7 protein-coding genes and 1 pseudogene are annotated in these 6,695 nt (G+C 71.6%); 5 read left to right on the top strand and 3 right to left on the bottom strand.

Annotated elements, in window-relative coordinates; genetic code table 11:
- The 3 genes and pseudogenes from MET9862_RS18910 to MET9862_RS18900 form a co-directional block, all read left to right on the top strand.
- Positions 1-259 (top strand): annotated as a pseudogene (locus MET9862_RS18910) (RecX family transcriptional regulator); the annotation flags it as partial.
- An 89-nt stretch (positions 260-348) separates the two neighbouring features.
- Positions 349-780, top strand: a complete 432-nt coding sequence (locus tag MET9862_RS18905) for an OsmC family protein (RefSeq protein WP_142584441.1) — start codon at positions 349-351, stop codon at positions 778-780.
- A 135-nt stretch (positions 781-915) separates the two neighbouring features.
- Positions 916-2,127 carry a putative DNA modification/repair radical SAM protein gene (locus tag MET9862_RS18900; RefSeq protein WP_142584440.1) on the top strand — a complete coding sequence of 404 codons (1,212 nt, stop codon included), beginning with the start codon at positions 916-918 and terminating at the stop codon, positions 2,125-2,127.
- Between the two features lie 16 nt (positions 2,128-2,143).
- Here MET9862_RS18900 and MET9862_RS18895 read toward each other — a convergent pair whose 3' ends face one another.
- Entirely contained in the window at positions 2,144-3,112 is a 969-nt protein-coding gene (locus tag MET9862_RS18895) for a flagellar biosynthesis protein FlhF (protein WP_142584439.1), read from the bottom strand.
- A gap of 163 nt (positions 3,113-3,275) precedes the next feature.
- Positions 3,276-3,830, bottom strand: a complete 555-nt coding sequence (locus tag MET9862_RS18890) for a DUF4337 domain-containing protein (RefSeq protein ID WP_142584438.1) — start codon at positions 3,828-3,830, stop codon at positions 3,276-3,278.
- A gap of 95 nt (positions 3,831-3,925) precedes the next feature.
- Between MET9862_RS18890 and MET9862_RS18885 the strand changes: the two genes are divergently transcribed.
- Complete coding sequence (locus tag MET9862_RS18885; RefSeq protein ID WP_142584437.1) at positions 3,926-4,657, top strand: MBL fold metallo-hydrolase; 732 nt, start codon at positions 3,926-3,928, stop codon at positions 4,655-4,657.
- Here MET9862_RS18885 and hemA read toward each other — a convergent pair whose 3' ends face one another.
- Positions 4,658-5,953: a 5-aminolevulinate synthase gene (gene hemA, locus MET9862_RS18880; protein WP_142584436.1), complete on the bottom strand. Its 1,296-nt coding sequence runs from the start codon at positions 5,951-5,953 to the stop codon at positions 4,658-4,660. It abuts the gene before it with no gap.
- 323 nt (positions 5,954-6,276) lie between these two features.
- Between hemA and MET9862_RS18875 the strand changes: the two genes are divergently transcribed.
- Positions 6,277-6,591, top strand: a complete 315-nt coding sequence (locus tag MET9862_RS18875) for a hypothetical protein (protein WP_142584435.1) — start codon at positions 6,277-6,279, stop codon at positions 6,589-6,591.
- The last annotated feature ends 104 nt before the right edge of the window (positions 6,592-6,695 follow it).

Below are 6,695 nucleotides of genomic sequence, written 5' to 3'. Positions count from 1 at the left end.
CAAGCTCGCGGCCAAGGGCGTGCCGCGCGACGAGATCGCGGCGGCGATGGAGGCCGAGCGCGCCGAGGCCGCGGAGGACCCGGCCGCGATCGAGGCGGAGGCGGCCCGGGCCTACGCGAAGCGGCGGCGGCTCGGCCCCTTCCGGCCGCCGGAGACACGCGCCGCGCATCGCGAGCGCGATCTCGCGGCGCTCGCCCGGGCGGGCTTCCCCTACGCCCTCGCCCGCCGCACGCTGGAGGCGGAGGACGAGGAGGCCTGAGCGCTGGATTTCACGACGGCCTGCGCCACTTGCCGCCCCGGGCAGGGCCGCGCAACCCGCGCCGCCCATCCGCTTCGCGGGAGGACGAGATGATCAATCGCAGGGCGCACGCGGTCTGGCAGGGCACCGGCAAGGAGGGCAAGGGCACGATCACGACCCAGTCGGGCGTGCTCGCCGACCAGCCCTACGGCTTCAACACCCGCTTCGAGGACAAGCCCGGCACCAATCCGGAGGAGCTGATCGCGGCCGCCCATGCCGGCTGCTTCACCATGGCGCTCGCCTTCCAGCTCCAGGCGGCGGGCTTCACCGCCACCGAGATGAAGACCGAATCGGTGGTGACGTTGGAGAAGGAGGGCGACGGCTTCAAGGTCTCGAAATCGGCGCTCACCCTCACCGCCACCATCCCCGGCATCGACCAGGCGAAGTTCGACGAACTCGCCCACGCCGCCGAGACCGGCTGCCCGATCTCGAAGGTGCTCAACGCCGAGATCACCCTGAAGGCGACCCTCAGCCAGGGCTGATCCGCGCGAGCGCTCTCCGCCGTCCCCGATCCCACCGCGATCGGGGACGGCTTCGAGGCGGCTGCGGCATCGCGCGCGGGGGATGCGGCCCCGCGCGCCCTTGCCTCCGGACCGCGCCTGTTCATCATCCGTTCGATGGACGAGACCCTCGCGAAGAAGCTGCGCATCCTGGCCGATGCCGCGAAATACGACGCCTCCTGCGCCTCCTCGGGCGCGCCGAAGCGCGCGGCCGGCAAGGACGGGCTCGGCTCGACCACAGGCGCCGGCATCTGCCACGCCTACACGCCGGACGGGCGCTGCGTCTCGCTCCTGAAGATCCTGCTGACGAACTGGTGCCTGTTCGACTGCGCCTATTGCGTGAACCGGCGCTCCTCGAACGTGCGCCGGGCGAAGTTCACCGTCGACGAGGTCGTGCGCCTGACGGTGGAGTTCTACAAGCGCAACTACATCGAGGGCCTGTTCCTCTCCTCCGGCATCATCCGCTCGCCCGACCACACGATGGAATTGCTGACGCGGGTGGCCAAGGCGCTCCGGCGCGACCACGGCTTCCGCGGCTACATCCACCTGAAGACCATCCCCGAGGCGAGCCCCTGGCTGATCGAGGAGGCGGGCCTCTACGCCGACCGGCTCTCGATCAATGTGGAGCTGCCGACCGAGGCCAGCCTGGAGCGGCTGGCGCCCGAGAAGGACGGCGCCGCGATCGAGGGCGCGATGGCGCAGATCGGCGAGCGCATCGCGGAGGCCCGGGCGGAGAAGCGCCGCTTCAGCCCGGCCGGGCACTCGACCCAGGTCATCGTCGGCGCCGACGACACCACCGACGCGGCGCTGATCGCCAAGAGCGCGCATCTCTACGACCGCGTCGGCCTCAAGCGCGTCTATTACTCGGCCTTCAGCCCGATCCCCGACGGCGCGGCGATCCTGCCGCTCACATCGCCCCCGCTCCAGCGCGAGCACCGGCTCTACCAAGCCGACTGGCTGCTGCGGTACTACGCGTTCTCGCCCGCGGAGGTGGCGGACGCCTCGGACGACGGCATGCTCGCCCTCGACATCGACCCGAAGCTCGCCTGGGCCCTCAAGAACCGGGCGCGCTTCCCCGTCGACGTGAACCGGGCGGAGCGCGAGATGCTGCTGCGGGTGCCGGGCCTCGGCGCGCGCGCCGTCGACCGGATCGTCCAGGCCCGGCGCCACACCACCCTGCGGCTCGACGACGTGGCCCGGCTGACCTCGGGGCTGAAGCGCGCGCGGCCCTTCCTGATCGCCGCCGACCACAGGCCGGTCGCCCTCACCGACCGGCTCGACCTGCGCGCCCGCCTCGCGGAGCCCGCGCGGCAGCTCAGCCTGTTCTGAGGCTCGACGCCTGCGCTCAAGTCCCGCGCGGAGCCTCGGCGCCGAGACCGCGCTGCACCTTCGATCGCAGGCGCTTGTTCTGGAAGACCAGCGTGACGGTGGCGCTGCCGCCGCGGTCCGACCAGAGATAGGTCTCGAAGGCGCCGAGCCCCGGGATCGTCGCGGTGCTCTCGATGCTGCCGCGGCAGCCGATGAGGGATTCGACCTCCGCGAGCCGCATCTCCGCCTGGATCATCTCGAAGGTGCCGAGGCTGATCGGGCACTGCGTCCGTTCCGTCGGCGGGCGATGGGCAGCGACCGGAGCGGAGCGGCCGGGCGGCTCGGGCGCGGCATGACCCTGATCCCGCGTCCGCCCGGGCCGGGCGGGCGGGACGGCCTCGCCGGGGAGCGCAGCGGCGACCGGATCCGCGCTCGCCGCTGCGGCCTCGGGGCGCGTCTCGGCCGGATTGGTGTCCCGGGCCACGGCCGGCGGCCGCGGCGGCAGCCCGGCGGCACCCGCGGCGGGGATGAAGGCCGGCCCCTGCCGCAATCGGCCGGAACCGGACGGAGCCGGCCCCTGTGCGGCGCTGCGGCCCGAATCGTGCGGCGGGGGCTCCTCCCCCGTCTCGGCCGGGGCCGGAGCGTGACCGACGACGATGGCCCGGCGCAGGGCGGTCTCGAAGCTGCGCAGGTCCCGCGCCAGACGCGCACGCCCTCTCGCCGCGCCCGGACCAGCCGGGGACTCGCAGGCGGCGAAGACCGCCAGGGCGTCGCGGATCTCGTCCTCGGTCCAATGTCCGGCCGGCTTGCCGAACAGGTCGGATTCGCCCTGCGGCAGGGCGGAGGCCGTCGCGGCATCGAGCCGGCCGAGGCGCTCCTCCGCGAGGGCGCGGTGCTGGCCGCAGCCGCCGGCCGTCGCGAGGGCGGTCCGGAAGGGGGTGGGCTCCGCCGCCGGGACGGAGCCGCACGCGGCGAGCAGCAGCGCCGGTGCGAGGAGGATGCGCATGGCAGGGCCGTCGCCGGGAATCGATCGAGACGCCATGCGACGCGATCGGCGTGAACGGACCCTTACCGCGATGCACGCGTCCCCGGCCGGTTCGGCCAGCGCCCTTAGCGACCGGTTGACGGCCCGGCTCGGATTGTGCGGACGGGCCTCAGCGGACCCCGGATCAGAACAGGTGCAGGGCGTGCGGCGCGAAGAAGCCGAAGCCCAGCATCACCGCGCCGGCGATGCCGAGCAGCCCGCCCGCGAAGACCAGGGCGACGATGCCGGTGATCACCTCGGCCGAGGCCAGCACGATGCCGATCTGGAAGGCGGCCGAGGCCAGCTCGTAATGGTGGTAGCGGTGGAGCGAGAGGTCGCGCTTCTCCTGGGCGACCTTGGCCTTCTCGGAGAGCTCCTTGCGGCCCTCGCCCGTGGCGGGCTCGGAATCCCAGCGCGCCATGGTCTTGGCCCACTCGGCGCGCTTGGCCTGGATCGCCTCCTGGTTCGGTCCCGGCGGCAGCAGGGCGATGGCCTCGTCGGCGGTCTTCAGCACCGTGCTGCGGATGGTGCGCGCCTGGAAGAACGCCCACTGGTTCGACGCCTCGACATTCGCGCTGATCGCATCGGTCTGGGCCGCCTTGCCCAGCGTCTCGCTGAAGGCGAGGAACAGCGCCAGCACCGAGATCAGCAGCGCGACGCGCTTGTTCGATCCCTCGATCCCCCCGTGACCACCCGACATCGCCGCTCCCATCCCCTATGATTCGCGAGCCGGGGAGCTACAGCGCATCCCGTGCTGCGATGCAACGGCACGTACCTTCAAGGGAGCTTCCTGCGATGCGGCTCACGGTCCTCGGCTGCGGCGACGCCTTCGGCTCCGGCGGGCGTCTGCACACCTGCTTCCACGTGGCCTCGGAGGGGACGGGCTTCCTCGTCGATTGCGGGGCCTCGGCGCTGATCGCCATGCGCCGCTTCGGCGTCGACCCGAACGGGATCGACACGGTGTTCCTCACCCACCTGCACGGCGACCATTTCGGCGGCCTGCCCTGGCTGATCCTCGACGGCCAGCTCGTGAGCCGCCGCACCAAGCCCCTGACCATCGTCGGGCCGCCCGGGATTCGTGCGCGGCTGCCGGCTGCCATGGAGGTGCTGTTCCCGGGCTCCAGCACGGTGGAGCGGACCTTCCCGGTCGTGGTGCGGGAGATCGAGGCCGGGGCCCCTGAGACCATCGGCGGCGTCGCGGTCACGGCCTTCGCGGTGGAGCACCCTTCGGGCGCGCCCTCGCACGCCCTGCGTCTCGCCCATGCGGGCAAGGTGCTGACCTATACGGGCGACACGCAATGGGTCGAGGCGCTGGTTCCGGCCGGCGTGGGCGCCGACCTCATGATCGCCGAGGGCTACACGGTGGAGCGGCGGGTGCCGTTCCACCTCGCCTGGGCAACCCTGAAGGCGCGGCTCCCCGAGATCGCGCCGACGCGGCTCATGCTCACCCACATGAGCCCGGAGATGCTGGCCCAGACCCCCGACGGCTACATCGCCGCCGAGGACGGGCTGGTGCTGGAGATCTAGCTACTCCGCCGCCTCGACGAAGACGGTGCCGGCGCGCGGCAGATCGAGGGAGTCCCAGGTCTCGGCCAAGGCCGCGGTGAGCTTCTGGATCTGCGCCTCGTCGTGGAAGGGCGAGGGCGTGATGCGCAGGCGCTCGGTGCCGCGCGGCACGGTCGGGTAGTTGATCGGCTGGATGTAGATGCCGTGGCACTCCAGCAGGTGGTCGGCCGCCGCCTTGCACAGCTCGGCATCGCCCACCATCACCGGCACGATATGCGTCGTGGTGGCGAGAACCGGCAGGCCGGCCGCATCGAGGGCGGCCTTGGTGCGGGCGGCCTGGCGCTGATGCGCCTCGCGCTCGCTCTTCGAATGCTTGAGGTAGCGCACCGAGGCGCGCGCCGCCGCCGCCACCGCCGGGGGCAGCGCGGTGGTGAAGATGAAACCCGGCGCGAAGCTGCGCACCGCGTCGCAGATCGCGCTGGAGGCCGTGATGTATCCGCCGACGCAGCCGAAGCCCTTGGCGAGCGTGCCCTCGATCACGTCGACGCGGTGCATCACCCCGTCGCGCTCGGCGATGCCCGCGCCGCGCTCGCCGTAGAGGCCGACCGCATGCACCTCGTCGAGATAGGTCATGGCGCCGTAGCGGTCAGCGAGGTCGCAGATCTTCCCGATCGGCGCCACGTCGCCGTCCATCGAGTAGACGCTCTCGAATACGATCAGCTTCGGCCGGTCGCCCGCCTCGATCAGCAGCTCTTCGAGATGCGCGAGGTCGTTGTGGCGGAAGATGCGCTTCTCGCAGCCCGAGTGACGCACGCCCTCGATCATCGAGTTGTGGTTGTAGGCGTCCGAGAGGATCAGGCAGTTCGGGATCAGCTTGGCGATCGTCGAGATGCCGGCCTGGTTCGAGACATAGCCGGAGGTGAAGACGAGGCCCGCCTCCTTGCCGTGCAGGTCGGCGAGCTCGCGCTCGAGATCGACCAGCGGCGAGTTGTTGCCGGCGATGTTGCGGGTGCCGCCCGCGCCGACGCCGCAGCGCTTGGCCGTGTCGGTCATGGCGCCGACGACCTCGGGGTGCTGGCCCATGCCGAGATAGTCGTTCGAGCACCAGACGGTGATCTCGCGGGTCGAGCCGTCGGCCCGGCGCCAGGTGGCGGCCGGGAAGCGGCCGGCGATGCGCTCGATATCGGCGAAGACGCGGTAGCGCCGCTCGCCGTGCAGCTTGTCGAGGGCGCCGCGGAAATGAACCTCGTAATCCGTCCTGATGCCGGGTCCGGCCGATGCGGAATTCGGGGCAGCGGGCAACCGGGTCACGGGCATGAGGGTCCTTCGGATGGCTGCGTGAGGACGGGCGAGCCGCCGATGCGCGGGAACGGGTCGGCCGGCATCGGTCTTCCGGGCTTGCCGGAACCGTGGCACCGGCACGAGGCTGGCACCTGCTGGCCATGGCGGACTTGGAACGTGGCTGCGGTTTCCTGTCGGCAGCGTCTTCAGGCGCTGTCGAGGGGAAGATACAGGCTGATCTGGAATCGATTCAAGATGAGTTCCAACATTCCTGATCTGCGCGCGCCGAGATGGGTCCTAATGGGCGACGTTGCGCCGCACACGGTGAACGAGACGTAACGCGGGAGACGGGTTCGCGGATGAGCGAGTCGAAGGATGCACGGGCGGAGCGCCTCAAGGCGGCGCTCCGTGACAACCTGCGCCGCCGGAAGGCGCAGGAGAAAGCGCGCGCCCCCGGCGAGGCCGCGACGGGAGCGCTCGCCGCCGAGGGGGATGCCGGTTTGGCGACAGAGAGCGCGTCCCGACAAGGACCGGAAGCCGTTCCGTGTCGCGACGCGATCGGGAACGGCTCTGACGTTGTCGGGCAGGCGCGCGAAGCCGGTGGTGAGGCCGGCGTCGAGGCCGCTCCGGACGATCAAGCTGGCGCTCCCGATTTGGACACAAGTCGACTATAGGCTGCCGCCGAGAGACAACGGCCAAGCCCTCACGCCCTATCGCCGATCCTCGGGCCACGCCTTGATCTGCCGCAGGTCCGGCTGACGCGCGGCAGGACATCGGC

This window comes from Methylobacterium symbioticum (assembly GCF_902141845.1).
Taxonomy (GTDB): Bacteria; Pseudomonadota; Alphaproteobacteria; order Rhizobiales; family Beijerinckiaceae; genus Methylobacterium; species Methylobacterium symbioticum.
This window is presented reverse-complemented; position numbering and strand designations above follow the sequence as displayed.